This window comes from Pseudomonas putida (assembly GCF_026625125.1).
GTDB lineage: Bacteria > Pseudomonadota > Gammaproteobacteria > Pseudomonadales > Pseudomonadaceae > Aquipseudomonas > Aquipseudomonas putida_X.
Window position 1 is genome coordinate 5,329,613 of the sequence record NZ_CP113097.1, and the last position, 24,333, is coordinate 5,353,945.

A 24,333-nucleotide genomic window follows, 5' to 3' on the forward strand; every position below is an offset into this window, starting at 1 on the left:
ACCTTTAGCCAACGATCAGGGAGACCGCCCAGCCGAGCAGGGAATCAAGCCCCCACAGCAGCAGTGCCATAACCAGCACGACAGCCACGACAATCAGCGTGGTCTGGGTGGTTTCCTGGCGGGTCGGCCACACGACTTTACGGATCTCAGTACGAGCTTCCTTCGCAAGCGCAAAGAACGACTTACCCTTCGCGGTCTGCAGAGCTACAAAGCCCGCAACAGCAGCCAGGGCGAGAAGTGCAAGAACGCGGTACAGGATTGGAGAGGCGGAGTAATACTGATTACCCACTACACCAACAACCACCAAAGCCACTACAGCCAGCCACTTGAACAGATCAAAACGCGATTCTTGGGCTTCAGTTTTGGGAGTCATCGAGGAGGATCCTGTAAGAAGAAAGCCAATCACACTGAGGTGAATGGCAGGTCAGGAGGGAATCGAACCCCCAACCTACGGTTTTGGAGACCGTCGCTCTGCCAATTGAGCTACTGACCTGTAACGCTGTATCAGGCCGGCCATTATACCGGCCTGATCAAGTAAATCAACTACTTATTCGATAATTTTTGCTACGACGCCGGCGCCGACGGTACGACCGCCTTCACGGATAGCGAAGCGCAGACCGTCTTCCATTGCGATGGTCTTGATCAGGGTAACAGTCATCTGAATGTTGTCACCTGGCATTACCATTTCAACGCCTTCCGGCAGTTCGCAGTTACCGGTCACGTCAGTGGTACGGAAGTAGAACTGAGGACGGTAGCCTTTGAAGAACGGCGTGTGACGGCCGCCTTCTTCCTTCGACAGAACGTAGACTTCTGCGGTGAACTTGGTGTGCGGCTTGACCGAACCTGGCTTGACCAGAACCTGGCCACGCTCAACGTCGTCACGCTTGGTACCACGCAGCAGAACGCCGCAGTTCTCGCCAGCACGGCCTTCGTCCAGCAGCTTGCGGAACATCTCAACACCGGTGCAGGTGGTGGTGGTGGTGTCACGCAGACCAACGATTTCCAGCGGATCCTGAACGCGGACGATACCACGCTCGATACGGCCGGTAACAACGGTACCACGACCCGAGATCGAGAATACGTCTTCGATCGGCATCAGGAACGGCTGGTCGATCGCACGAACTGGCTCAGGAATGTAGCTGTCCAGAGTCTCTACCAGCTTCTTGACAGCGGTAGTGCCCATTTCGTTGTCGTCTTTGCCTTCCAGCGCCATACGAGCGGAACCGATGATGATCGGAGTGTCGTCGCCTGGGAAGTCGTAGGTGGACAGCAGGTCGCGAACTTCCATCTCGACCAGTTCCAGCAGCTCAGCGTCGTCTACCAGGTCGGCCTTGTTCAGGAAGACCACGATGTACGGAACGCCAACCTGACGGGACAGCAGGATGTGCTCACGGGTTTGTGGCATCGGACCATCGGCGGCCGAGCAAACCAGGATCGCGCCGTCCATCTGGGCAGCACCGGTGATCATGTTCTTCACATAGTCAGCGTGACCTGGGCAGTCAACGTGAGCGTAGTGACGAATGGTCGAGTTGTACTCGACGTGAGCGGTGTTGATGGTGATACCGCGCGCTTTTTCTTCCGGAGCCGAGTCGATCTTGTCGAACTCAACGATTGCCGAACCGAAAACTTCGGAGCAAACGCGAGTCAGAGCTGCGGTCAGAGTGGTCTTACCGTGGTCAACGTGGCCGATAGTGCCGACGTTAACGTGGGGAAGGGAACGATCAAACTTTTCCTTAGCCATCGATACAATCCTCCGCAGAAGAAATAGTCTTACGCTGATAAAACAAAGGCAGATATTTTCATATCTGCCTTGTTTATATGGAGCTCTTGAGCGGACTTGAACCGCTGACCTCACCCTTACCAAGGGTGTGCTCTACCAACTGAGCTACAAGAGCGAAACACTTTGTGCAAAACCCAGCAAACTTGGAGCGGGTAGCGGGAATCGAACCCGCATCATCAGCTTGGAAGGCTGAGGTTCTACCACTAAACTATACCCGCGGAGCTTGCGGCTCTCGCTAAAACTGGTGGAGGGAGAAGGATTCGAACCTTCGAAGCTCTCGCAACGGATTTACAGTCCGTCCCCTTTGACCGCTCGGGAATCCCTCCAGATGTGGCCGGCATTCTATTTGTCTGCCGTCCTAGTGTCAAGCTTTTTTTCAAATTTCTTCAATCAAATCTGAAACTTAGCTGCTTTGACACTGCTTCCAGCTCTACCACCTCAGTGGTGTTCCCTGTGAAGCGGGCGCCATTCTATCAAGCTATTCGCCAGTTGCAATACCCTGGCAGAAAATAATTTTATGTTTTAAGTCTTTGAAATCGTTGGAAAGAGTGGCAAGGACCATTTGATCCAGTAAACGCTCGCTTTCCGGGGAAATCTTGAGCCAGAGACCATCGGCGCCGGGCAACTGCCCAGACACCGGTACTGCGTTGATATCCAGGCTCAGCAAGCGCTGGCGCAATGCGTCGATTTGATCGCGCTCCGTCAGCCCCCCTACCACCAAGCATTCATCACGGCGACGAGCAGGCGCGTTCACACCCGCTTCACGCAATAGACGGATCTCCTGCTGATTACCTTTGTATAACGAGAGCGGGGCGACATCCTTGGCTTTCAGCGGGGCTTCCTGTTGGTGCCAGACGTAATAGAAGACGTTGAGCACCAGCAACAGCAGAAACAACCAACGCATAAGCACCTCAGTTCAAAGGGCAGGCCATTGCCAGGCCAACGAATACCAAGTCGGGAACCACGCGCGCCTGGGGTGCAGCTTCACGTACCAACGGCGCATCCCCCCCCGTGAGGAATACTGTAAAGGCTTCTCCCCACAGCGAGCGTGCTTGCTCCAGCTGCGTGCGCGCAAAACCTTGCAGCATCAACACGCAACCCCGTTCGACCGCCTCAACAGTCGAACGTCCAGGAGCAAGACTGGTCAATGCACGCTCAGCAGATGCGTCGTCGTAGCGGATCCGGCGAGTGTGCGTGCGCAGTTGGCTGCGCATCAGCGGCATACCCGGGCAGATGTATCCCCCCAGGTGCTCGCCATCAGCACCAATGAAGTCGGCCTTGGCAGCTGTACCCAGGTCGATCACCAGGCAAGCCCCCTTGGCCAGGTGGAAAGCACCCAACGCCGCCAGCCAGCGATCCATGCCCAGGCGCTGGAAGTCTTCATATCCATTGCGCACCCCAGCCATCTCACGGGCCGGTTCCGCTACCCGCGGCACCACAGAAAACGCCTGATTGATCAGCCCACAGAGCGCCGCCGTTTCTTCCTCACTACGCACACTGACAATACGGCAGCCTGACAGGCGAAGCGAAGTCAAAGTACCGACCTGGGCCACTAGCGCCTGATCGGAATCCACAATGCCGCCACCCACGATAGTGGCGTCAACAGCATGGATGACTCGCCATTTGATGAAGCTGTTACCGCAATCGAGCTCAAGAATCATCATGCAACCTCAAACTGAGCTCACCACCACTGAAGCTCTTCTCCACACCATCGACCTCCAGGCGCAAGCCGCCCTGCCCGTCCACCCCGAGCACTACCCCGTTGATCTGGGTACTGCCGGCAACAAGGGACACGTTACGCCCCTGCCATAGATGTGCTTGTTCCCATTCTTCCTGGAATGCGGCAAAACCATAGCGTCGGTGTCGCGCCAACTCATGCTGCAATTGCTGGCTGAGCATTGCCACCAGGCGATTCCGATCAATCGGAGCGCCAACCTCACGCCGTATGGAGGTCCACTGCTGATCGACTTGCACATTTGACTGCATGTTCACGTTGACGCCAATGCCAAGAACAACGTGACAGACGTCTGCCGGATCACCGACCAACTCAAGCAGGATGCCCGCGATTTTCTGCCCACGCACCAGTACGTCATTAGGCCACTTGAGCCCGACTTCCTTTACACCCAAGCCTTCCAAGGTCCGCATTACCGCCAAGCCGACCACCAGACTCAGCCCCTCGAGCTGGCGCATGCCGCCCTCGACCCGCAACACCAGACTGTAATAAAGGTTTTCTGCGAATGGGCTGACCCACTGACGACCACGACGGCCACGGCCAGCACTCTGACGCTCGGCAAGCACCAGAAATGGAGCAGCCTGCCCCTGACCTGCAAGCCGCAGGCCTTCAGCATTGGTAGAGTCGATGGTTTCGTGGATGAACATTGGCCATTGCTCAGCATCAGCGAATTCGGCAATAGCCTTCGCTTCGAGCAACGCCAGGGGCGCCGCTAGCTGATAGCCACGCCCACGAACCTTGTGAATGGTGAGATTTAGCTCACTCTCCAGATGCTGCAGCTGCTTCCAAACGGCGCTGCGACTCACCCCGAGGGCTGCCCCCAAGGCTTCTCCGGAATGGAACCGGCCATCCTTGAGGAGATTCAACAACTTCAGCATGCCAGTCTCGACTTGGAATAAGGCTGGCATGATAGCTATGGGTAGTGGGCTTGCATAGGAAAAGGGCCCCACGTCACCACCCAAATCCCGTGTATCGAGCCAGAAAAGACAAAACCCCTACCTGCTCGCGCAGATAGGGGTTTTGCGAAATGAATCTTGACGATGACCTACTCTCACATGGGGAAACCCCACACTACCATCGGCGATGCATCGTTTCACTACTGAGTTCGGGATGGGATCAGGTGGTTCCAATGCTCTATGGTCGTCAAGAAATTCTGTAGCCAGAATGTCCAGATGGACAGCCCAGCGAATCCGGATATGCGATATTTGTGGTTCGTTGCGAACTTTCGGTTCGTATCATCTTCACCACCACAATCTGCAGCAGCAAATTGCTTGGGTGTTATATGGTCAAGCCTCACGGGCAATTAGTATTGGTTAGCTCAACGCCTCACAGCGCTTACACACCCAACCTATCAACGTCGTAGTCTTCGACGGCCCTTTAGGGGATTCAAGATCCCAGTGAGATCTCATCTTGAGGCAAGTTTCCCGCTTAGATGCTTTCAGCGGTTATCTCTTCCGAACATAGCTACCCGGCAATGCCACTGGCGTGACAACCGGAACACCAGAGGTTCGTCCACTCCGGTCCTCTCGTACTAGGAGCAGCCCCTCTCAAATCTCAAACGTCCACGGCAGATAGGGACCGAACTGTCTCACGACGTTCTAAACCCAGCTCGCGTACCACTTTAAATGGCGAACAGCCATACCCTTGGGACCGGCTTCAGCCCCAGGATGTGATGAGCCGACATCGAGGTGCCAAACACCGCCGTCGATATGAACTCTTGGGCGGTATCAGCCTGTTATCCCCGGAGTACCTTTTATCCGTTGAGCGATGGCCCTTCCATACAGAACCACCGGATCACTAAGACCTACTTTCGTACCTGCTCGACGTGTTTGTCTCGCAGTCAAGCGCGCTTTTGCCTTTATACTCTACGACCGATTTCCGACCGGTCTGAGCGCACCTTCGTACTCCTCCGTTACTCTTTGGGAGGAGACCGCCCCAGTCAAACTACCCACCATACACTGTCCTCGATCCGGATAACGGACCTGAGTTAGAACCTCAAAGTTGCCAGGGTGGTATTTCAAGGATGGCTCCATGAGAACTGGCGTCCCCACTTCAAAGCCTCCCACCTATCCTACACAAGCAAATTCAAAGTCCAGTGCAAAGCTATAGTAAAGGTTCACGGGGTCTTTCCGTCTAGCCGCGGATACACTGCATCTTCACAGCGATTTCAATTTCACTGAGTCTCGGGTGGAGACAGCGCCGCCATCGTTACGCCATTCGTGCAGGTCGGAACTTACCCGACAAGGAATTTCGCTACCTTAGGACCGTTATAGTTACGGCCGCCGTTTACCGGGGCTTCGATCAAGAGCTTCGCTTGCGCTAACCCCATCAATTAACCTTCCGGCACCGGGCAGGCGTCACACCCTATACGTCCACTTTCGTGTTTGCAGAGTGCTGTGTTTTTAATAAACAGTCGCAGCGGCCTGGTATCTTCGACCGGCATGAGCTTACGGAGCAAGTCCTTCACCCTCACCGGCGCACCTTCTCCCGAAGTTACGGTGCCATTTTGCCTAGTTCCTTCACCCGAGTTCTCTCAAGCGCCTTGGTATTCTCTACCTAACCACCTGTGTCGGTTTGGGGTACGGTTCCCAGTTATCTGAAGCTTAGGAGCTTTTCTTGGAAGCATGGCATCAACCACTTCGTCGCCTAAAGGCAACTCGTCATCAGCTCTCGGCCTTGAGATCCCGGATTTGCCTAAGATCTCGGCCTACCACCTTAAACTTGGACAACCAACGCCAAGCTGGCCTAGCCTTCTCCGTCCCTCCATCGCAATAACTGGAAGTACAGGAATATTAACCTGTTTTCCATCGACTACGCTTTTCAGCCTCGCCTTAGGGACCGACTAACCCTGCGTCGATTAACGTTGCGCAGGAAACCTTGGTCTTTCGGCGTGCGAGTTTTTCACTCGCATTGTCGTTACTCATGTCAGCATTCGCACTTCTGATACCTCCAGCAAGCTTCTCAACTCACCTTCACAGGCTTACAGAACGCTCCTCTACCGCATCACCAGAGGTGATACCCGTAGCTTCGGTGCATGGTTTGAGCCCCGTTACATCTTCCGCGCAGGCCGACTCGACTAGTGAGCTATTACGCTTTCTTTAAAGGGTGGCTGCTTCTAAGCCAACCTCCTAGCTGTCTAAGCCTTCCCACATCGTTTCCCACTTAACCATGACTTTGGGACCTTAGCTGACGGTCTGGGTTGTTTCCCTTTTCACGACGGACGTTAGCACCCGCCGTGTGTCTCCCATGCTCGGCACTTGTAGGTATTCGGAGTTTGCATCGGTTTGGTAAGTCGGGATGACCCCCTAGCCGAAACAGTGCTCTACCCCCTACAGTGATACATGAGGCGCTACCTAAATAGCTTTCGAGGAGAACCAGCTATCTCCGAGCTTGATTAGCCTTTCACTCCGATCCACAGGTCATCCGCTAACTTTTCAACGGTAGTCGGTTCGGTCCTCCAGTCAGTGTTACCTAACCTTCAACCTGCCCATGGATAGATCGCCCGGTTTCGGGTCTATACCCAGCGACTAAACGCCCTATTAAGACTCGCTTTCGCTACGCCTCCCCTATTCGGTTAAGCTCGCCACTGAATATAAGTCGCTGACCCATTATACAAAAGGTACGCAGTCACCTAACAAAGTAGGCTCCCACTGCTTGTACGCATACGGTTTCAGGTTCTATTTCACTCCCCTCTCCGGGGTTCTTTTCGCCTTTCCCTCACGGTACTGGTTCACTATCGGTCAGTCAGTAGTATTTAGCCTTGGAGGATGGTCCCCCCATGTTCAGACAAAGTTTCTCGTGCTCCGTCCTACTCGATTTCATTGATAAGAGATTTTCGTGTACGGGGCTATCACCCACTATGGCCGCACTTTCCAGAGCGTTCCACTAATCTCAAATCAACTTAAGGGCTGGTCCCCGTTCGCTCGCCACTACTAAGGGAATCTCGGTTGATTTCTTTTCCTCAGGGTACTTAGATGTTTCAGTTCCCCTGGTTCGCCTCTTGCACCTATGTATTCAGTACAAGATACTCAGCTTGTGCTGAGTGGGTTCCCCCATTCAGAGATCTCTGGATCACAGTCTGTTTGCCGACTCCCCAAAGCTTATCGCAGGCTACCACGTCTTTCATCGCCTCTGACTGCCAAGGCATCCACCGTATGCGCTTCTTCACTTGACCATATAACCCCAAGCAATCTGGTTATACTGTGAAGACGACATTCGCCGAAAATTCGCATGTTGCTCTTTCGAGCAGAACTCACAAATTTTACCTTAGCCTGATCCACCAGCAGTGAAACTGGTGTTCAGTCTATTTCTATCACATATCCGAATTTTTAAAGAACGATCTGACAAAAGTCAGAAATCAACATTCATCACCGAATGTTCATTTCTAAGTTCTGAAAGCTGTACAACCTGAAAGAGTGGTGGAGCCAAGCGGGATCGAACCGCTGACCTCCTGCGTGCAAGGCAGGCGCTCTCCCAGCTGAGCTATGGCCCCGTATTTTCTAGGCCGCACCAAGTAATTGGTAGGTCTGGGCAGATTTGAACTGCCGACCTCACCCTTATCAGGGGTGCGCTCTAACCAACTGAGCTACAGACCTATAACAGGGTCGCGTTACAGCATCGTCTTTATACAAAGAATCAAGCAATTCGTGTGGGAGCTCATCAGCAGGCTGATGTCGTCGATTAAGGAGGTGATCCAGCCGCAGGTTCCCCTACGGCTACCTTGTTACGACTTCACCCCAGTCATGAATCACACCGTGGTAACCGTCCTCCCGAAGGTTAGACTAGCTACTTCTGGTGCAACCCACTCCCATGGTGTGACGGGCGGTGTGTACAAGGCCCGGGAACGTATTCACCGCGACATTCTGATTCGCGATTACTAGCGATTCCGACTTCACGCAGTCGAGTTGCAGACTGCGATCCGGACTACGATCGGTTTTGTGAGATTAGCTCCACCTCGCGGCTTGGCAACCCTCTGTACCGACCATTGTAGCACGTGTGTAGCCCAGGCCGTAAGGGCCATGATGACTTGACGTCATCCCCACCTTCCTCCGGTTTGTCACCGGCAGTCTCCTTAGAGTGCCCACCATAACGTGCTGGTAACTAAGGACAAGGGTTGCGCTCGTTACGGGACTTAACCCAACATCTCACGACACGAGCTGACGACAGCCATGCAGCACCTGTGTCAGAGTTCCCGAAGGCACCAATCCATCTCTGGAAAGTTCTCTGCATGTCAAGGCCTGGTAAGGTTCTTCGCGTTGCTTCGAATTAAACCACATGCTCCACCGCTTGTGCGGGCCCCCGTCAATTCATTTGAGTTTTAACCTTGCGGCCGTACTCCCCAGGCGGTCAACTTAATGCGTTAGCTGCGCCACTAAAATCTCAAGGATTCCAACGGCTAGTTGACATCGTTTACGGCGTGGACTACCAGGGTATCTAATCCTGTTTGCTCCCCACGCTTTCGCACCTCAGTGTCAGTATCAGTCCAGGTGGTCGCCTTCGCCACTGGTGTTCCTTCCTATATCTACGCATTTCACCGCTACACAGGAAATTCCACCACCCTCTACCGTACTCTAGCTTGCCAGTTTTGGATGCAGTTCCCAGGTTGAGCCCGGGGCTTTCACATCCAACTTAACAAACCACCTACGCGCGCTTTACGCCCAGTAATTCCGATTAACGCTTGCACCCTCTGTATTACCGCGGCTGCTGGCACAGAGTTAGCCGGTGCTTATTCTGTCGGTAACGTCAAAACACTAACGTATTAGGTTAATGCCCTTCCTCCCAACTTAAAGTGCTTTACAATCCGAAGACCTTCTTCACACACGCGGCATGGCTGGATCAGGCTTTCGCCCATTGTCCAATATTCCCCACTGCTGCCTCCCGTAGGAGTCTGGACCGTGTCTCAGTTCCAGTGTGACTGATCATCCTCTCAGACCAGTTACGGATCGTCGCCTTGGTGAGCCATTACCCCACCAACTAGCTAATCCGACCTAGGCTCATCTGATAGCGCAAGGCCCGAAGGTCCCCTGCTTTCTCCCGTAGGACGTATGCGGTATTAGCGTTCCTTTCGAAACGTTGTCCCCCACTACCAGGCAGATTCCTAGGCATTACTCACCCGTCCGCCGCTGAATCAAGGAGCAAGCTCCCGTCATCCGCTCGACTTGCATGTGTTAGGCCTGCCGCCAGCGTTCAATCTGAGCCATGATCAAACTCTTCAGTTCAATACTGCTTGGGTTTTTAAGAAACCCTAAACTTGGCTCAGCAATCTCAAATGACTATGTGATTTCTCGCATGGTCACTTGTGATGCTGATAATCTTTTTGACTATCAGTCCGTACTCACAAGCACCCACACGAATTGCTTGATTCGATTTGTTAAAGAGCGTTTGGTTAAGAGCTTTTCGCCTCAACCGAGGCGCGCATTCTACGCTTTCCTCAGAGCCTGTCAAGCGTTTATTTTGAAGTTTTTTGCGAGAAACTCGTTTAGCTTCAAACACTTGGCTCGCTTCGATCTCTCGTAGCGGGAGGCGAATAATACAGCGTTTAAAAGCGCTGTCAACCACCATTTCAACCGCTATCGATCAGATGACCGAAGCACCTCCAGCACTACCTGGATTAAGCAACTCATTGAATTTCAAGGAGTTTCTCGTTCCGACTACGCTGGAAGTGGGGCGCATTATAAGGGGATTCGAGAACGCGTCAAGGCTTAATTCCAATAAACTTCACAATCGCTGCAAAACAAAGCGGGGAGGCCTGCCGGCCTCCCCGCTTCTATATATAGCTACACCACCAGGCACTCACTCCGCCTTGAGCGTAACCCGGGCAAACGCCTTCTTGCCCGCCTGGCACACATGAGTGGCACCAATCGCAAACATGAAGTCACGCCCAACCACCGCACCATCGACCTTGACCGCACCGCCATTGAGCAGATCGCGCGCCATCGCCGAGTTTTTCACCAGGCCTGCACGGTTCAATACAGCAGCGATCGGCAGGTCTTCAGCAGCTGCCACCTCGATCTCGGGCAGATCTTCCGGCAACTCACCCTCTTTCATGCGATTACCCGCCGCGCGGTGGGCGTTGGCAGCCGCCTCTTCACCATGGAAACGCGCAACAATTTCTTCCGCCAGCTTGATTTTGATGTCGCGCGGGTTCGCACCATTGGCGACATCGGCACGCAACTGCTCGATCTCTTCCATGGAGCGGAAGCTCAGCAACTCGAAGTAACGCCACATCAGCGTGTCCGGGATCGACACCAGCTTGCTGTACATCACCCCAGGGGCTTCCTGGATACCGACGTAATTGCCCAGCGACTTGGACATTTTCTTCACGCCGTCCAGCCCTTCGAGCAGCGGCATGGTCACGATGCACTGCGCTTCCTGGCCGTAAGCGCGCTGCAACTCGCGCCCCATCAGCAAGTTGAATTTCTGGTCGGTACCACCGAGCTCCACGTCAGCCTTGAGGGCTACCGAGTCATACCCCTGCACCAGCGGGTAGAGGAATTCATGAATGGCAATCGGCTGGTTGGTGGTGTAGCGCTTGTCGAAGTCGTCGCGCTCAAGCATACGCGCCACCGTGTACTGCGACGCCAGGCGAATGAAATCAGCCGGTGTCAGCTTGTCCATCCAGGTGGAGTTGAACGCGACCTCGGTCTTGGCCGGGTCGAGAATCTTGAACACCTGCTGCTTGTAGGTCTCGGCGTTATCCAGCACCTGCTCACGCGTCAGCGGCGGGCGAGTCGCACTTTTGCCGCTGGGATCACCGATCATTCCGGTGAAGTCACCGATCAGGAAGATGACCTGATGACCCAGCTCCTGGAACTGGCGCAGCTTGTTGATCAGCACGGTGTGCCCCAGGTGCAGGTCAGGCGCGGTCGGGTCGAAACCTGCCTTGATACGCAGAGGCTGGCCGCGCTTGAGCTTCTCCACCAGTTCCGACTCGACCAACACTTCTTCCGCACCGCGCTTGATAAGCGCCAGCTGCTCTTCAACCGACTTCATAGACAGACCCGCAAGGCTCAGATTCAAGGGGAGCCAACCATACAAGATCGGCCATCAAATACAAGTTTCGCAACGGAATGTGACCTGACCGCAGCCTCGCGGCGTCTACGCGCCCTTGCGTGAAAATGGATTTGGTTATATTTTATACAGTTATTTCATCTTCATCATGTCATTCATCTTTTCCATATTCACTTTTCTTCAAAAAGTCACCTTACCTATGACCGACGAAACGCCTAAAGCGCCCCCGCTTTATCCGAAAACGCACCTGCTGGCCGCCAGCGGCATCGCCGCCCTGCTCAGCCTGGCTCTGCTGGTATTTCCGTCCAGCGAAGTCGAAGCCAAAAAGACCACCCTCAGCCTCGAGCTGGAAAGCCCGGCGGAGCAACTCAAGGATGAGTCTGCCGCCGCGCCACTGGTGCAGACCCAAGCCGATCAAGGTTCACCGTTCGCGCAAATCGAAGGTGCCGATGGCAAAACCGAGCAAGCTACGCAAGAGCTTCCGGCCCTGGAGCAAAAACCAGAAGCCACAACGCCTGGGCATCGTGAAGTCACCGTGGCACGTGGCGATACACTGTCCACGCTGTTCGAAAAAGTCGGCCTGCCAGCCAATGCTGTGCACGATCTGTTGGCCAGCAGCAAGCAGGCCAAGCAGTTCAGCCAACTCAAGCATGGCCAGGTATTGCAGTTCGAGCTCGACAAGGACGGCCAACTGGCCAGCCTGCAAAGCAAGGTCAGCACCCTCGAAACCATCCGCCTGACGAAGACCGCCAAGGGTTATACCTTCGACCGCGAAATCAGCAAGCCATTGGTACGTACCGCGTACGCCCACGGCGTGATCAAAAGTTCGTTGTCGGCCTCGGCCCAGCGTGCCGGGTTGTCCCACAGCCTGACCATGGACATGGCCAAGGTACTGGGCTACGACATCGACTTCGCCCAGGACATCCGCCAGGGTGACGAATTCGACGTGGTCTATGAGCAGAAGGTCATGGATGGCAAGGTGGTTGGTACAGGCAACATCCTGTCCGCCCGCTTCACCAACCGTGGCAAGACCTACACGGCGGTGCGCTACACCAACAAGCAGGGCAACACCAGCTACTACACTGCCGACGGCAACAGCCTGCGCAAGGCGTTCATCCGCACCCCCGTGGACTTTGCGCGTATCAGCTCGCGGTTTTCCGCAGGCCGCAAGCACCCGATCCTGAACAAGATCCGTGCACACAAGGGTGTCGACTATGCCGCGCCACGCGGCACACCGATCAAAGCAGCCGGTGACGGCCGCATCGAGCTGGCCGGCCGCCGCGGTGGGTACGGCAACACAGTCATCATCGCCCACGGCAACAGGTACAAGACCCTGTACGGGCACATGCAGGGCTTTGCCAAAGGCATCAAGACCGGCAGCAGCGTGAAGCAGGGGCAGATCATCGGTTATATCGGCACCACCGGCCTGTCCACGGGCCCGCACCTGCACTATGAGTTCCAGGTCAATGGCGTCCACGTCGACCCACTGAGCCAGAAGGTACCGATGGCCGACCCGATCGCCAAGGCCGAACGCCAGCGGTTCCTGCAGCAAAGCAAGCCACTGATCGCGCGCATGGATCAGGAAAAGGCCACCATGCTCGCAGCGAACAAGCGCTGATCCATGGCGCTCTACCTGGGAGTAATGTCTGGCACCAGCCTCGACGGCCTGGACATTGCCCTGATCGAACAAGGCGAGCGGCTGGAGCTGCTCGCCACCCATTACCTGCCGATGCCCGCCGAGCTGCGTCAGCAACTGCTTGCCCTTTGCGCCAGCGGCCCTGACGAAATCGCACGTGCAGCATTGGCGGAAAACCACTGGGCCAGCCTGGCCGCAGAAGGCATACAGCAGTTGCTGAAAAAGCAGGAGCTGCAGCCTGCCGCCATCCGCGCCATCGGCAGCCATGGCCAGACCATTCGCCACGAGCCTGCCCGGGGGTTTACCGTGCAGATCGGCAACCCGGCATTGCTCGCCGAGCTCACCGGGATCGCAGTGGTAGCCGATTTCCGCCGGCGCGATGTGGCGGCTGGCGGCCAAGGCGCGCCTCTGGTGCCTGCGTTTCATGAAACCCTGTTCGCCCATCTTGGCCAGCGGCTGGCAGTGCTCAACGTGGGCGGCTTCAGCAACCTCAGCCTGATCGAGCACGACAAGCCGGTCCACGGCTTCGACTGTGGCCCCGGCAATGTCCTGCTGGATGCCTGGATCGAGCGTAAACGCGGCCAGGCTTATGACGCCGACGGCGCCTGGGCGGCCAGTGGCGTGGCCCAGACCGATTTGCTGAACGCGTTGCTGAGTGATCCATTCTTCGTCGGCAGCGGCCCGAAGAGTACAGGCCGCGAAGTGTTCAACCTGGCCTGGCTGGATGGCCATCTCGCTCGTATGCCGCAGTATCGCGACGAGGATGTCCAGGCCACATTGCTTGAACTGACGGCGCGAACCATCACGGAGTCCTTGCGTAATGCACAGCAAGGCACAGAAGCACTGCTTGTATGTGGAGGCGGTGCACGCAACGGTGCATTGATGGCTCGCCTTGACGCGCAGCTACCCGATACCCGGGTCACCAGCACCCAGGCATATGGCGTGGACCCAGACTGGGTCGAGGGTATGGCATTTGCCTGGCTGGCTCATTGCTGCCTGGAAGGCATCGCTGCCAACCGGCCCAGCGTTACGGCAGCGAAGGGGCTCCGGGTGCTGGGCGCGATCTACCCAGCCTGACCTTGCAACCGCCAACGAAAACGCCGCGCGAATGCGCGGCGTTTTTTGTACTACCGGGCTTCAGATCGAGAAGGAAGATCCACAGCCACAGGTGGTAGCGGCATTCGGGTTCTTGATCACGAAGCGCGAACCCTCAAGACCTTCCTGGTAATCCACCTCCGCGCCCGCCAGATACTGGAAGCTCATGGGATCTACCACCAGGGATACACCTTCGCGCTCGACGATGGTGTCATCTTCGGCCACATCTTCATCGAAGGTGAAGCCATACTGGAAACCCGAGCAGCCGCCACCGGTCACGAAAACCCGCAGTTTCAGACGATCATTGCCTTCCTCGCAAACCAGAGTCTTCACCTTTTGCGCGGCGCCGTGAGTGAATTCCAAAGCCGTGGGGGTGAAGGTTTCGACGCTCATGTTGATTCTCCCGGCGCAGTAGCCGCCATAAAACTCGATGACGCGCATTATCCGCTTCTCCGAGAAAATCGGTCAACAATTCGTAAGCCGCAAGTGACAAGCTACAAGCTGAACGCAGTACGCTCACTTGCAGCTTGTACATTGCCGGCGGTGTCAGGGCAGCAGGCCGGCATGGGACAGGCCCATGCGCTCGTCCAGGCCAAACAGGATGTTCAGGTTCTGCACCGCCTGGCCTGACGCGCCCTTGACCAGGTTGTCGATAACCGACAGCACGACCACAAGGTCACCACCTTGCGGGCGATGAACGGCAATACGGCATACGTTGGCACCGCGAACGCTACGGGTTTCAGGGTGGCTGCCCGCTGGCATCACGTCGACGAACGGCTCGTCTGCGTAGCGCTTCTCGAACAGTGCCTGCAGGTCGACCGACTTATCGGCAACCGTCGCGTACAAGGTCGAGTGAATGCCGCGGATCATCGGGGTCAGATGCGGCACGAAGGTAAGACCGATATCCGTGCCCGCAGCCAGGCGCAGGCCTTGGCTGATTTCCGGCAGGTGACGGTGGCCCTTGACCGCGTAGGCCTTCATGCTCTCGCCAGCCTCACAGAACAGCGACCCCACGGCGGCACCACGGCCGGCGCCACTGACACCCGACTTGCAATCGGCGATCAGGCGCGACGGGTCGGCCAGGCCCGCTTCGAGCAGTGGCAGGAAGCCCAACTGGGTAGCGGTCGGGTAGCAGCCGGGCACGGCGATCAGGCGCGCCTGGCGAATTTTCTCACGGTTGACTTCAGGCAGGCCGTAAACCGCATCCTTGAGCAACTCCGGCGCGCCGTGCGGCTGACCGTACCATTTCGCCCACTCGGCAGCGTCCTGCAGGCGGAAGTCGGCGGACAGGTCAATGACCTTGGTTCCGGCAGCCAGCAACTCGCCGGCCAGGGCGTGCGCGACACCGTGCGGGGTGGCGAAGAAGACCACGTCGCAGGCTGACAGGGCCTTGCTGTCCGGCACACTGAAAGCCAGGCCGTCATAGTGGCCGCGCAGGTTCGGATACATGTCGGCGACCGCTACGCCCGCCTCGGAACGCGAAGTGATGACCGCCACTTCGGCCTGTGGATGCTGTGCCAGCAGACGCAACAGTTCGACGCCGGTGTAACCCGTGCCGCCGACGATACCGACCTTGATCATAACGCTTGCCCCTTATCAACGAGCCGTCTGGAAAGCGCACGATGATAGGGGCGCAAGGCGCCTGTAACAACTCTTCGGGTGACCCTTCGGGCGCTTGGCCTCTACTATCTGACGACCGTGAATACCTGAAGGAACTCTCTCCATGCTTTACCTATGGATAAAAGCGCTGCACATCGTCAGCGTGGTCTGCTGGTTCGCCGGCCTGTTCTATCTGCCCCGGCTGTTCGTCTACCACGCCCAAAGCCAGGACAGCATCAGCCGGGACCGCTTCGTTACCATGGAGCGCAAGCTGTACCGCGGCATAATGAACCCGGCGATGATTGCCACCTACGTGTTCGGCGCCTGGATGCTCTATCTCACCCCGGGCTGGCTGAGCCAAGGCTGGCTGCACGCCAAATTGACCCTGGTAATTCTGCTCACCGGCTACCATCACATGTGCGGCGCCCAGCGCAAACGCTTTGCCAACGGCGCCAACACCCGCAGCCACGGTTACTACCGCTGGTTCAACGAAGTACCCGTGCTGTTCCTGCTGGGCATCGTGATCCTTGTGGTGGTCAAACCGTTCTGACGTTGAACGCACTGTTCAGGAGCCTCGCCCATGCCCTTGCCTGCTTCGCTCGAACAACGCCTGCGCTTGCCCGTGGTGGCGGCGCCGATGTTCCTGATCTCCAATCCCCAGCTGGTCCTGGCCTGCTGCGGCAATGGCGTGGTCGGCAGCTTTCCGGCCTTGAACCAGCGCGACAGTGCCGGCTTCAAAGGCTGGCTCGAGGAGATCGAAGCGGGCCTTGGGCAGCTGCAAACGCCAGCCCCTTATGCGGTGAATCTGATCGTCCACCCATCCAACCCGCGTCTGCAGGCTGACCTTGCCCTGTGTGTCGAGCATCAGGTGCCTATAGTCATCACCAGTCTTGGCGCGGTGAAGGAAGTCGTGGATGCCGTGCACGGCTATGGCGGCCTGGTGTTCCATGATGTGACCACCCGGCGTCACGCTGAAAAAGCTGCACAGGCCGGCGTCGATGGCCTGATCGCGGTGGCGGCAGGTGCAGGCGGGCATGCGGGCACCTGGAGCCCGTTCGCCCTTGTGGCCGAAATTCGCCAGTTTTTCGACAAGACACTGCTATTGGCCGGCTGCATCAACCACGGCCATGAAATACTTGCCGCCCAGTTGCTTGGCGCGGACCTGGCCTACATGGGTACTCGCTTCATCGCCACCCGGGAGAGCCAAGCCCAAGAGGCCTATAAACAGATGCTGCTCGGCGCGCATGCAGCGGACATCGTCCATACCCCAGCGGTGTCCGGCATACCAGCCAGCTTTTTGCGTCAGAGCCTTGAACAGGCCGGGTACGACATGGCCGCACTGAAGGCCGGCCAGGAGCAGGGCAAACTCAAGCCAATCGATGATGAAGCCAAGGCCTGGAAGACAGTATGGTCTGCCGGGCAAGGCGTCGGAGATATCCATGACCTGCCCGACGCCGCAGCACTGATCGAACGCCTGCACGGTGAATACAAAGCAGCCCTGGAGCGCAGCCAGGCGTTACGCGCCAAGGCCTAGCAGCAAAAGGCAACACCTGGCCCGGCCACGCTGTACACTAGGCGCCCTCTCTAGCCCTCAGGAGCCTTGCATGACCCGTTACGCCATGATCACTGGTGCTTCCAGCGGCCTGGGCTTGGCCCTGGCGGAAGCGCTGGCGCGGCGCGGGCGCAATCTGATCCTGGTGGCACGCAACCGCGAAACCCTTGAACCGGTTGCCATAGAGCTGACCCAGCGCTTCGGCGTCGAAGTACTGCTACGCGCCTGCGACCTCAGCCAGCCACTGCGCCTGTCCGGTTTCGTACTCGAACTGGAAGAGGGCGAGCGGCGCATCGACCTGTTGGTCAACTGCGCCGGCCAGCGTACCTATGGCCCGTTTCTCGCCCACGAATGGGCAGACGAGCAAGACCTGCTGGAGGTGAACATTCTCGCCATGAGCCGCCTGTGCCACGCCATCGGCAACCTCATGGCAGTACAGGGTGGTGGGCAGATCCTCAACGTCGCCGGCCTGGCCGCCATAGCGCCGGGCCCCTGGATGGCTACCTATGCCGCCAGCAAGGCCTATGTGATGCATTTCACCGAAGCCCTGCGCGAAGAGCTCAAGCCCACAGGCATCAAGGTTTCGGTCCTTTGCCCCGGGCCTGTGCGCTCTTCGCGCCGGCCTATTCCCAGGCTAGAAGGCAGCAGCCGCTGCCTCAGCCCCGAAGAAGTAGCGCTGTACACCGTGCGCGCACTGGCGAAGAACCGGGCGCTGATCATGCCGGTTCGCCGCAACCGCTGGCTGGCATTCGCCCCACGCCTGTTGCCCCGCTGGTTGTCGCGCAAGCTTGCGGGCTTCATCCACCGCCGTTACTGCCCGGTCGGAATGGAATAGCCCACTGGGCGAGCGGCGCCTGGCTAAGTACACTCGGCCAGGACCCTCACCATGGAGCAAGTGCTGTGGACGATTTATTCATCAAGATCATCAACCGGGAAATCCCGGCGAAGATCATCTACGAGGACGACCAGGTTCTGGCCTTCCACGACATCGCGCCCCAGGCGCCGGTGCATTTTCTGGTCATCCCGAAAAAACACATCCGTACGCTCAATGATCTGACCGAAGAGGACAAGGGCCTGGCCGGCCACATCCTGTTCACCGCCCAGCGCCTGGCCAAGGAACTGGGTTGCGAGGATGGCTTCCGCGTGGTCATGAACTGCAACGAGCAAGGTGGCCAGACCGTCTACCACATCCACATGCATGTGCTCGGCCAGCGCCAGATGCACTGGCCACCGGGCTGACCCAAGGCAAGCCCACCCCGGGCGATTGAGGTAAACTGTCGGGCATCACTTCAGCGGAGGTGCCCGATGGCTACCGAACGTCACTACTCGCCGCTCGACCGCTTGTTGCTGCAGGCCGATACCGCCATGCGCACCTTGCTGCCCTTCAGCGGCCAACCCTCCCGGCCGTCCCCGGCCATTGTCCAGCCGGACGTCGAACTCGACGAAAGCCAGACTCGCCACATTGCCGGGCTCATGCGCATCAACCATACCGGAGAGGTCTGCGCCCAGGCGCTGTACCAAGGCCAGGCCCTGACCGCCAAATTGCCTCAGGTGCGCAAGGCGATGGAGCATGCGGCAGAGGAAGAAATCGACCACCTGGCCTGGTGCGAACAGCGCATCCGTCAGCTGGGCAGCCACCCCAGCGTGCTCAATCCGTTGTTCTACGGCATGTCGTTCGGCATCGGCGCGCTCGCCGGCATGGTCAGCGACAAGGTCAGCCTGGGCTTCGTCGCCGCCACCGAGCATCAGGTGTGCAAACACCTCGACGAACACCTGGAGCAGATCCCCCATGAGGACGAAAAGTCCCGTGCCATTCTCGAGCAGATGCGCGTCGACGAAGAGCAGCACGCCGATTCGGCCCTTGAAGCAGGTGGCTATCGCTTCCCCGCGCCGGTACGCTTCGGCATGAGCATGCTGGCCAAGGTCATGACCAAGAGCACTTACCGCATCTAAGGGCACGCCAATGACGGACCGTATCGACGCCAAGGACCTGGCGCGCGCCGTACAAGCAGGCATTCTCCAGCCGGGCCAGGACAAGGCTCTGCTGGACTTCCTGCACCAGCAGCCGGTAGTTCGTGGCAGCTTCCAGCTGGCGCACGTCGCCTTCTACTTCGGCGCCCTACTGATCATGGGGGCGATGGGCTGGCTGCTGACCGAAGCCTGGATGCGAATCGGTGATTGGGCGCTGCTGGCCATCGGCATCCTTTACATCGGCCTTCTCACCCTGTTCGCCCTCAACCTGCAAAAACGTCAGCAACCTATCGCCTCTGGCGTGTTGGCGGCGGTCGCGGTAAGCATCGTGCCCTTGGCAGTCTTTGCCATCGAACGCCTGGCCGGCTGGTGGCCATTGGATGATCGGCAAACGGACTATCACCAGTACTACACCTATGTGCAGGGCGGCTGGCTGATGATGGAGGCGGCCACGGTAGTCGCCGGTTTGCTGATGCTGCGCCTGATCCCCTACCCGTTTATCGTCATGCCGATTGCCGTTGCCTTGTGGTTCATGTCGATGGACCTTAGCGAGTGGGTGTTCGGCTCACCGTTCAGCTGGGAACAGCGGCGCACGGTTTCGCTGTGGTTCGGGCTTGGGCTGCTGCTGGTGTTTCTGGTGGTCGACGGGCGCACGCGTGAGGATTACGCCCACTGGGGTTACCTGGCCGGGCTGGCAGCGTTCTGGGGTGGGCTAACGCTGGTCGAAAGCGACAGCGAGCTGGGTAAGGCATTGTACTGCTTGATCAACCTGGGGCTGATGGCCATGGCGGTGCTGCTGCGCCGGCCAGTGTTCATGGTCTTCGGGGCCCTGGGGGTGGTTGCTTACCTGGGTTATCTGTCGTACGAGGTGTTTGCCGATTCGCTGCTGTTCCCTGTGGTGCTGACCTTGATCGGGCTCGGGGTCATCGCCCTGGGGCTGGGTTACCAAAAGCGCCGGGAGCACCTCAGCCAGTCATTGAGGCGTTGCGTGCCCCGTTGGCTGGTGGTGGCTCTCCCAGCGTTGCGCAATTGATGGCCGTCGGGGCTGCCTTGCGGCCCTGAAGTCTTACCCCAGCTCAACGATCTCGTAACCGTGGGTGATTTCCACACCCGCCCGCTCCAGCATGATCGACGCCGAGCAATATTTCTCCGCCGACAGCTCCACCGCACGCTTGACCTGAGCCTCTTTCAGCCCACGCCCTTTGACCACGAAGTTCATGTGTATCTTGGTAAACACCTTCGGATCTTCGCTGGCGCGCTCGGCTTCAAGGAAGGCTTCGCAGCTTTCCACCGCTTGGCGCGATTTCTTCAGGATGCTCACTACATCGAAGCTGCTGCAGCCACCCAGGCCGAGCAGGAGCATTTCCATCGGGCGCACGCCCAGGTTGCGGCCCCCTGCCTCGGGCGGGCCGTCCATCACCACCACATGGCCGCTCCCCGATTCGCCAAGGAACATCGCTTCACCGGCCCATTGGATGCGTGCCTTCATCTGTCCGTACTCCTGGATCTAGCAAAAAGGGTGTCAGCTTAAGCCTTGTGTGGCTGTCGGAAAAGCTCCACAGGTTCGCCATTTGTGCCGAAACATCTTGCAGTGTCTGATAAGCTGGCGCCAATTGACTGACGCGTCATGTCAGCCAACTCCCCACCAGAGCCCATGGGTCGTATCGAACAGGATTTCGTGATGGTTGCCTCAGCCCTACCCGCCAAGATCAAGAACATCGACAAGCTGCTGATGCACTGCCAGCGCCGCCGCTACACCGCCAAGAGCAATATCATCTGTGCTGGTGACCGAGCCGAAACGCTGTCGTTCATCATCAAAGGCTCAGTCACTATCCTCATTGAGGATGACGAAGGCCACGAGATGATCATCGCCTACCTCAACAGTGGCGATTTCTTCGGCGAACTGGGTTTGTTCGAACCCGCCGGCAGCGATCAGCAGCGCAGCGCCTGGGTGCGCGCCAAGACAGAGTGCGAAGTAGCCGAGATCAGTTACGACAAGTTTCGCGACCTGGCCCGCCAGGACCCGGAGATTCTCTACTCCCTCGGCAGCCAGATGGCCCAGCGCCTGCGTAACACCACACGCAAGGTCGGCGACCTGGCCTTCTTCGATGTTACCGGCCGGGTCGCCCGCTGCCTGCTGGATCTGTGCAAACAGCCAGATGCCATGACCCACCCGGACGGCATGCAAATCAAGATCACCCGCCAGGAAATTGGCCGTATCGTCGGCTGCTCACGGGAAATGGTCGGCCGCGTGCTCAAGGACCTCGAGGAACGCAGCCTGGTCCAGGTCAAGGGCAAGACCATGGTGGTTTACGGTACGCGTTAATCCTTGGGTAACGCTGCAAGTACTTCCCTGTACGCCTGCGAAAGGCGCTCGTACCACGGCACAGCGGGCGCCACTTCGTGCAGGGCTATATGGCTGTCGACCCGGCAGCGCTGCTCGAGCTCGCAACATTCATTGAACAGATTGACCGCCGCGACCATGGACTCGCGCTCGTTATCCAGCAACAACGCACCATGCACCAGCACCACGGGCCGTTTTCCACCCAGCCCCTGGCGCCAACGTTGGGCAGTACCCACCAGCTTGCGGCCATTGAGGTTGACGTTGTAGCGGCCATCGCAGAAGGCCCCGTCGATCTCGCCTACCGAAGCCACACCACCCCACTCGCGCAGCACGTCGCACAACGGCAGGCAGAGCCGTTCATAGGCGTTCTCGATACGGCCATGGTCGCCTTCGCTGCGGGGAGCTACGTACACCAGCGCCACATTCACCGTCGAATGCGACTGAGGCACCGGTTCACCGCCGGTTTCACGCAGCAGCACTGGCCAGCCCGCGATCGCCAATTCCGAGCAGGCTGCCTCGAAGTTGTCCAGGCGGCTCATGCGCCGAGGCATGACCAGCGCATGATCCGTCGGGCGCCAGAACAGCACACCACTCTCGGCTTCGCCACGACAGACTGCAGCCAAAAGATCTTGCTCGGCGCGCAGGCCCTGCTCGACGGTAAGGGCCAGGGGTTGATCGGTCATTGATCCACCTTAGATAAAGCCGGCGATTGCCGGCTTCAACGTTGCTTAGTCCAGATGCTGAACAGTCTTCTTCACTTGTTCAGGGAAGAACAACCGCTGCAATTCCAGCCCCGGCTGCTCGGCCCGCATGAACGCCTCGCCCACCAGGAACGAATAAACGTCATTGATTTCCATGAGCTCGACATCAGCACGGTTGAGGATGCCACTCTCGGTGATGGCCAGGCGATCGCGGGGGATGCGTGGCAGCAGGTCGAGAGTGGTTTCCAGGCTGACGTCAAAGGTATGCAGATTGCGGTTGTTGACACCCACCAGCGGGGTATCAAGGGTGTTCAACGCGCGCTCCAACTCATCACCGTCGTGTACTTCGACCAGCACATCGAGGCCGACGTCCTTGGCGGTAGTAGCCAGCTCGGCCATCCTGACGTCATCGAGCGCCGACACGATCAACAGTACGCAGTCTGCACCCAAGGCGCGTGCTTCGATGATCTGATAAGGGTCGACCATGAAATCCTTGCGGATCACCGGCAGCGAAACGGCGGCGCGAGCCTGCTGCAGGTACTCATCGGCCCCTTGGAAGTAGTCCACGTCGGTCAGCACCGACAGGCAAGTCGCCCCGCCCTTTTCGTAGCTGACGGCAATTTCCGACGGGACGAAGTTCTCGCGGATCACACCCTTGCTCGGCGAGGCCTTCTTGATTTCGGCGATCACCGCTGGCTGCTTGCGCTTGGCCTGCTCGATCAGGGCATTGGCAAACCCGCGCGGGGCATCCGCCTCCTTGGCCAGGCGCTCCATTTCGGCGAGGCTGACGCGCGCGCTGCGCTCTGCCACTTCCTGGAACTTGCGGGCAATGATCCTTTCCAGCACCGTCGGGACACTCATGCTTCGTTCTCCACCTTGAATACCGCTGTAAAGGCACCCAGCTCCTGCAGCTTTTCCCACGCTAGCCCTGTGTGCAGCACATCGTGCGCCAGATCCACACCCGCCTTCAGGCTCATGGCGTGGTCAGCGGCGTACAACGCAGCGCCCGCGTTGAGCACTATCATCTCGGCAGCCTTCTGGCCGTTCTCGGTCTTGCGCCGGCCCAGTGCATCACGGATCAACTCCAGCGATGCCTGTGGATTCTCGACTGCCAGGCCATGCAGGCTCTGGCTCTTCATGCCAAGGTCTTCAGGCTCGACCCAGTACTCGCTGATCTGGTCGTTCTTCAGTTCGGCGACAAAGGTAGGCGCGGCCAGGCTGAACTCGTCCAGGCCATCCTTGGAATGCACGACCAGCACATGCTTGCTGCCCAGGCGTTGCAGCACTTCAGCCAGCGGGCGGCACAAGGCCTGGCTGAACACGCCGACCACCTGGTGTTTCACCCCAGCCGGATTCGTAAGCGGGCCGAGCATGTTGAACAGGGTACGCAGGCCCAGGTCGCGGCGCGGGCCTGCGGCATGTTTCATGGCTGTGTGATGGCTCTGCGCGAACATGAAGCCAATGCCGAGGCTGTCAATGCAACGCCCCACTTGGGTAGGCGTGAGGTTCAGGTAGATGCCCGCAGCTTCCAGCAGGTCCGCACTGCCGCTCTTGCCGGAAACCGCGCGGTTACCATGTTTGGCCACAGTGCAACCCGCCGCCGCCAGGACGAACGCGGAAGCGGTGGAAACGTTGAAGATGTTGGCGCCATCACCGCCCGTGCCGACGATATCGACCACGCCATCAAGGCTTTTAAGCTCGACCTTGTCAGCCAGCTCACGCATGACCGAAACCGCGCCAACGATCTCGTCGATGCTTTCGCTCTTCATGCGCATGCCCATCAGGAAGGCACCGATCTGCGCCTCGCTGCACTGGCCGGTCATGATCTGGCGCATCACATCGCGCATTTCTTCGGTAGAGAGGTCCAGGTGGCCGACAATACGGCTCAACGCGCTCTTGATATCCATGCTCGG

Annotated in this window: 21 protein-coding genes, 6 tRNA genes and 3 rRNA genes; 9 read left to right on the forward strand and 21 right to left on the reverse strand. The window is 58.0% G+C overall.

Features of this window, described 5'->3' with window-relative positions:
* Positions 1-4: 4 nt before the first annotated feature.
* The 15 genes from secE to tyrS form a co-directional block, all read right to left on the reverse strand.
* Positions 5-373, reverse strand: coding sequence for a preprotein translocase subunit SecE (gene secE, locus OSW16_RS24580; protein ID WP_008089117.1), 369 nt, complete (start codon positions 371-373; stop codon positions 5-7).
* A gap of 44 nt (positions 374-417) precedes the next feature.
* A tRNA-Trp gene (locus OSW16_RS24585) sits at positions 418-493 on the reverse strand.
* 54 nt (positions 494-547) lie between these two features.
* Positions 548-1,741, reverse strand: a complete 1,194-nt coding sequence (gene tuf, locus OSW16_RS24590) for an elongation factor Tu (protein WP_003255489.1) — start codon at positions 1,739-1,741, stop codon at positions 548-550.
* A gap of 78 nt (positions 1,742-1,819) precedes the next feature.
* Positions 1,820-1,895, reverse strand: a tRNA-Thr gene (locus OSW16_RS24595).
* A 29-nt stretch (positions 1,896-1,924) separates the two neighbouring features.
* A tRNA-Gly gene (locus tag OSW16_RS24600) sits at positions 1,925-1,998 on the reverse strand.
* A 24-nt stretch (positions 1,999-2,022) separates the two neighbouring features.
* Positions 2,023-2,106 (reverse strand) — tRNA-Tyr (locus OSW16_RS24605).
* A gap of 152 nt (positions 2,107-2,258) precedes the next feature.
* A complete protein-coding gene (locus OSW16_RS24610) occupies positions 2,259-2,684 on the reverse strand; it encodes a hypothetical protein (RefSeq protein ID WP_267819165.1) in 426 nt (141 codons plus the stop codon).
* A gap of 7 nt (positions 2,685-2,691) precedes the next feature.
* Complete coding sequence (locus OSW16_RS24615) at positions 2,692-3,441, reverse strand: pantothenate kinase (protein WP_267824109.1); 750 nt, start codon at positions 3,439-3,441, stop codon at positions 2,692-2,694.
* Positions 3,431-4,390, reverse strand: a complete 960-nt coding sequence (gene birA, locus OSW16_RS24620; RefSeq protein WP_267819167.1) for a bifunctional biotin--[acetyl-CoA-carboxylase] ligase/biotin operon repressor BirA — start codon at positions 4,388-4,390, stop codon at positions 3,431-3,433. The genes OSW16_RS24615 and birA overlap by 11 nt, the downstream gene beginning before the upstream one ends.
* 154 nt (positions 4,391-4,544) lie before the next feature.
* Positions 4,545-4,660, reverse strand: a 5S ribosomal RNA gene (gene rrf, locus OSW16_RS24625).
* Positions 4,661-4,794: 134 nt separating this feature from the next.
* Positions 4,795-7,686: ribosomal RNA gene (locus tag OSW16_RS24630) — 23S ribosomal RNA — on the reverse strand.
* A gap of 242 nt (positions 7,687-7,928) precedes the next feature.
* Positions 7,929-8,004, reverse strand: a tRNA-Ala gene (locus OSW16_RS24635).
* Positions 8,005-8,030: 26 nt separating this feature from the next.
* Positions 8,031-8,107 (reverse strand) — tRNA-Ile (locus OSW16_RS24640).
* 86 nt (positions 8,108-8,193) lie between these two features.
* Positions 8,194-9,730 (reverse strand): 16S ribosomal RNA (locus tag OSW16_RS24645).
* Together the 16S, 23S and 5S rRNA genes with 2 tRNA genes alongside form the textbook arrangement of a ribosomal RNA operon.
* A 574-nt stretch (positions 9,731-10,304) precedes the next feature.
* The gene (gene tyrS, locus OSW16_RS24650) at positions 10,305-11,504 is read right to left on the reverse strand and encodes a tyrosine--tRNA ligase (protein ID WP_267819169.1); all 1,200 of its coding nucleotides are present in this window, start codon (positions 11,502-11,504) and stop codon (positions 10,305-10,307) included.
* A 217-nt stretch (positions 11,505-11,721) separates the two neighbouring features.
* Between tyrS and OSW16_RS24655 the strand changes: the two genes are divergently transcribed.
* Positions 11,722-13,140, forward strand: a complete 1,419-nt coding sequence (locus tag OSW16_RS24655; protein ID WP_267819171.1) for a peptidoglycan DD-metalloendopeptidase family protein — start codon at positions 11,722-11,724, stop codon at positions 13,138-13,140.
* Between the two features lie 3 nt (positions 13,141-13,143).
* On the forward strand, positions 13,144-14,235 hold the full coding sequence (locus OSW16_RS24660; protein WP_267819173.1) for an anhydro-N-acetylmuramic acid kinase: 1,092 nt from the start codon (positions 13,144-13,146) through the stop codon (positions 14,233-14,235).
* A gap of 60 nt (positions 14,236-14,295) precedes the next feature.
* Here the strand turns inward: OSW16_RS24660 and erpA are convergent, their stop codons facing one another.
* Both erpA and argC read right to left on the reverse strand, forming a co-directional pair.
* On the reverse strand, positions 14,296-14,646 hold the full coding sequence (gene erpA / locus OSW16_RS24665; protein WP_046787605.1) for an iron-sulfur cluster insertion protein ErpA: 351 nt from the start codon (positions 14,644-14,646) through the stop codon (positions 14,296-14,298).
* A gap of 153 nt (positions 14,647-14,799) precedes the next feature.
* Positions 14,800-15,834, reverse strand: a complete 1,035-nt coding sequence (argC, locus tag OSW16_RS24670) for an N-acetyl-gamma-glutamyl-phosphate reductase (RefSeq protein WP_196997117.1) — start codon at positions 15,832-15,834, stop codon at positions 14,800-14,802.
* A 142-nt stretch (positions 15,835-15,976) separates the two neighbouring features.
* Between argC and hemJ the strand changes: the two genes are divergently transcribed.
* The 6 genes from hemJ to OSW16_RS24700 all read left to right on the forward strand — a co-directional run bounded on the left by hemJ (position 15,977) and on the right by OSW16_RS24700 (position 20,408).
* The gene (gene hemJ, locus OSW16_RS24675; RefSeq protein ID WP_267819177.1) at positions 15,977-16,402 is read left to right on the forward strand and encodes a protoporphyrinogen oxidase HemJ; all 426 of its coding nucleotides are present in this window, start codon (positions 15,977-15,979) and stop codon (positions 16,400-16,402) included.
* Between the two features lie 30 nt (positions 16,403-16,432).
* Complete coding sequence (locus tag OSW16_RS24680) at positions 16,433-17,386, forward strand: NAD(P)H-dependent flavin oxidoreductase (RefSeq protein ID WP_267819179.1); 954 nt, start codon at positions 16,433-16,435, stop codon at positions 17,384-17,386.
* 70 nt (positions 17,387-17,456) lie between these two features.
* Positions 17,457-18,239: an SDR family NAD(P)-dependent oxidoreductase gene (locus OSW16_RS24685; RefSeq protein ID WP_241807089.1), complete on the forward strand. Its 783-nt coding sequence runs from the start codon at positions 17,457-17,459 to the stop codon at positions 18,237-18,239.
* 65 nt (positions 18,240-18,304) lie between these two features.
* Positions 18,305-18,643: a histidine triad nucleotide-binding protein gene (locus tag OSW16_RS24690; RefSeq protein ID WP_012316537.1), complete on the forward strand. Its 339-nt coding sequence runs from the start codon at positions 18,305-18,307 to the stop codon at positions 18,641-18,643.
* Between the two features lie 66 nt (positions 18,644-18,709).
* On the forward strand, positions 18,710-19,357 hold the full coding sequence (gene coq7 / locus OSW16_RS24695; RefSeq protein ID WP_012316538.1) for a 2-polyprenyl-3-methyl-6-methoxy-1,4-benzoquinone monooxygenase: 648 nt from the start codon (positions 18,710-18,712) through the stop codon (positions 19,355-19,357).
* Positions 19,358-19,367: 10 nt separating this feature from the next.
* The gene (locus tag OSW16_RS24700) at positions 19,368-20,408 is read left to right on the forward strand and encodes a DUF2157 domain-containing protein (RefSeq protein WP_267819183.1); all 1,041 of its coding nucleotides are present in this window, start codon (positions 19,368-19,370) and stop codon (positions 20,406-20,408) included.
* A 33-nt stretch (positions 20,409-20,441) separates the two neighbouring features.
* Here the strand turns inward: OSW16_RS24700 and OSW16_RS24705 are convergent, their stop codons facing one another.
* Complete coding sequence (locus tag OSW16_RS24705; protein ID WP_004376171.1) at positions 20,442-20,864, reverse strand: OsmC family protein; 423 nt, start codon at positions 20,862-20,864, stop codon at positions 20,442-20,444.
* Between the two features lie 192 nt (positions 20,865-21,056).
* Between OSW16_RS24705 and crp the strand changes: the two genes are divergently transcribed.
* Entirely contained in the window at positions 21,057-21,701 is a 645-nt protein-coding gene (crp, locus tag OSW16_RS24710; protein ID WP_241807087.1) for a cAMP-activated global transcriptional regulator CRP, read from the forward strand.
* Here crp and OSW16_RS24715 read toward each other — a convergent pair.
* The 3 genes from OSW16_RS24715 to trpD are packed head-to-tail and all read right to left on the reverse strand — an operon-like array spanning position 21,698 to position 24,327.
* On the reverse strand, positions 21,698-22,402 hold the full coding sequence (locus OSW16_RS24715; RefSeq protein ID WP_267819186.1) for a lipoate--protein ligase family protein: 705 nt from the start codon (positions 22,400-22,402) through the stop codon (positions 21,698-21,700). The two genes, crp and OSW16_RS24715, sit on opposite strands and share 4 nt — an antisense overlap.
* 45 nt (positions 22,403-22,447) lie before the next feature.
* Positions 22,448-23,281, reverse strand: a complete 834-nt coding sequence (gene trpC, locus OSW16_RS24720; RefSeq protein WP_267819188.1) for an indole-3-glycerol phosphate synthase TrpC — start codon at positions 23,279-23,281, stop codon at positions 22,448-22,450.
* Positions 23,278-24,327 (reverse strand): anthranilate phosphoribosyltransferase, encoded by a 1,050-nt coding sequence (trpD, locus tag OSW16_RS24725; RefSeq protein ID WP_267819190.1) that lies wholly within the window; start codon positions 24,325-24,327, stop codon positions 23,278-23,280. The genes trpC and trpD overlap by 4 nt, the downstream gene beginning before the upstream one ends.
* Positions 24,328-24,333: the final 6 nt, after the last annotated feature.